A 1,666-nucleotide genomic window follows, 5' to 3' on the forward strand; every position below is an offset into this window, starting at 1 on the left:
CGCTCACCCGCACCGGCAAAGGCAAATTCAACGAACTCGCGCTTGACCAGCTTGATCTCTATCTTGCCGGTGCGGGTGAGCGCGATGCGCAGCGCCGCTTGGCCGGCCACGCCGCCGACCGGCCCGATGCCGGCCGCCGCCAGTCCGCTGCGATCCTGGAAATAGCTGACCGAGCTGATCTCGATCGGCCACAGCGTGATCTCCTGGGCGGTGGTGAAAGTGCAGCGTGTCGACAGGCCAGGCTGGAGGCCGGAGACCAGCCGGGTGTCGCGCTTCACGACGTGGCCCGCAATCATCGACTGGACCTGCTGGCCGGGTTTCAGCACTGCCATGGCGGTCGCCGGCGCCGGCGTGACCAGATCGGGATAGAGGACGTCGAGCACGGCGCGTGAAAACCGCGAGCGCTCGGCATCGACTTTTAGCCGCGTGCGCGCGGCAAGAAAAGCAACCCCGTCCAGCAGGCGCTCGACATAGGGATCCGGACACGGCACCGTATCGAGCGAAAGGTTGCGAGCTATCGCCGGATGCATGTCGGCGAATTCCGCGGCGAGCCCGCGGATATGGGTCAGTTCTTCCTCGTAATATTCTACGAAGACCCGATCCATCTCAGCTTTCCCTGAATTCGGTCCGCGCCAGGCCGTTGTCGAGATTGATCGTTGTGCGAAGGCGCAGCCGTTCCGGCGTCGGCGTCATGATCAGCACCGCGTCTATCTCGATCTTCAGACCCACACTTTTGTCGCCAAGGGTCACCGTGACGGTCGTCGCGCTTTCCTTCAGGCGCGGTTCGAACGTGGCAAGCACCGAACGGATCTCCCGCGCCAACGTATCGCGGTCGAAGTCTCGCGACGAACGGCCGGAGAAGGAAGGCACGCCGTAATTGATCACGCTTCGGCGCACTTCCGGAAAATCAGCCAGCGAAGGCGGGTCGTCCATCGCCTGCTCCCGCTCGAGATCGGTCAGCAGCGGAACGGATTCGAAGCGCTCGGTGTTGAACAGGGCCTCGATGTCTCGCCGCACGGCCTCTCTCAGCACGCGCGCCGACACCACCACACCGCGGCTTTCGATCTCCGCACGGTGCTCGTCCTGAAAGATCAGCCGGTGCAGGCGCCGCTTCTGGTCCGGTGTCAGCTCCGCATCGGCGTCGATCGCGCGCGCGCTCCCGGCAAGAAATGTCTCCAGCCGCTCCGCGCCAAGCTCGTCCTGCAACAGCCGGCGCAGCCCGTCTATCTCGGAGGTAAGCCCGGGCAGGTCGTTGACGAGGCGGTCCCAAAGAGAGGGCTGGACCGCCTCGCGCGTCGCTCGCGAACTGCCGGCAAGCCGCGGCTTGTTCGCGCCGGGCCGCCGGACCTCACTTGCCGACATAGACATCCATTTCGATTTCGTCGTCCTTGTCGTAGACGAACTTGATCTTCTTGTAGGCGAAGCTGACTTCCTCCTCGATCAGGTCTTCCTCGTCCTCGGCCTGCGACATGTCGTATTCCATGATCGAGGCGTCGGTCAGCGTCACGACCAGATAGTCGCTCGTCTCGCCGTCTATGGTCCGGCGCGCGGAAAACACCACTTCGTCGAGAGCCTTGTTCTCGAACAGCGCCTTCTTCAGATAGGGCGAGGACTTGTCGTAGTGCTTGGTGAACTTGATCATCCCCAAGGCCACACGACCGCGGCG

Annotated in this window: 3 protein-coding genes; all 3 read right to left on the minus strand. The window is 63.6% G+C overall.

The window, feature by feature from the left end; all coding sequences use genetic code 11:
- The coding region (locus tag EN781_RS32045; protein WP_189347963.1) for a type VI secretion system baseplate subunit TssF at nucleotides 1–605 on the minus strand (605 nt) is incomplete at its 3' end.
- 1 nt (nucleotide 606) lies between these two features.
- Nucleotides 607–1,362, minus strand: coding sequence for a type VI secretion system baseplate subunit TssE (gene tssE, locus EN781_RS32050; protein WP_126059406.1), 756 nt, complete (start codon nucleotides 1,360–1,362; stop codon nucleotides 607–609).
- Nucleotides 1,349–1,666, minus strand: a 318-nt coding sequence (gene tssD / locus EN781_RS32055; RefSeq protein WP_127400703.1) for a type VI secretion system tube protein TssD, incomplete at its 5' end; no start/stop codon positions are given. The genes tssE and tssD, both read right to left, overlap by 14 nt.

Source organism: Mesorhizobium sp. M4A.F.Ca.ET.090.04.2.1 (assembly GCF_003999085.1).
In the GTDB taxonomy this organism is placed as follows: Bacteria; Pseudomonadota; Alphaproteobacteria; order Rhizobiales; family Rhizobiaceae; genus Mesorhizobium.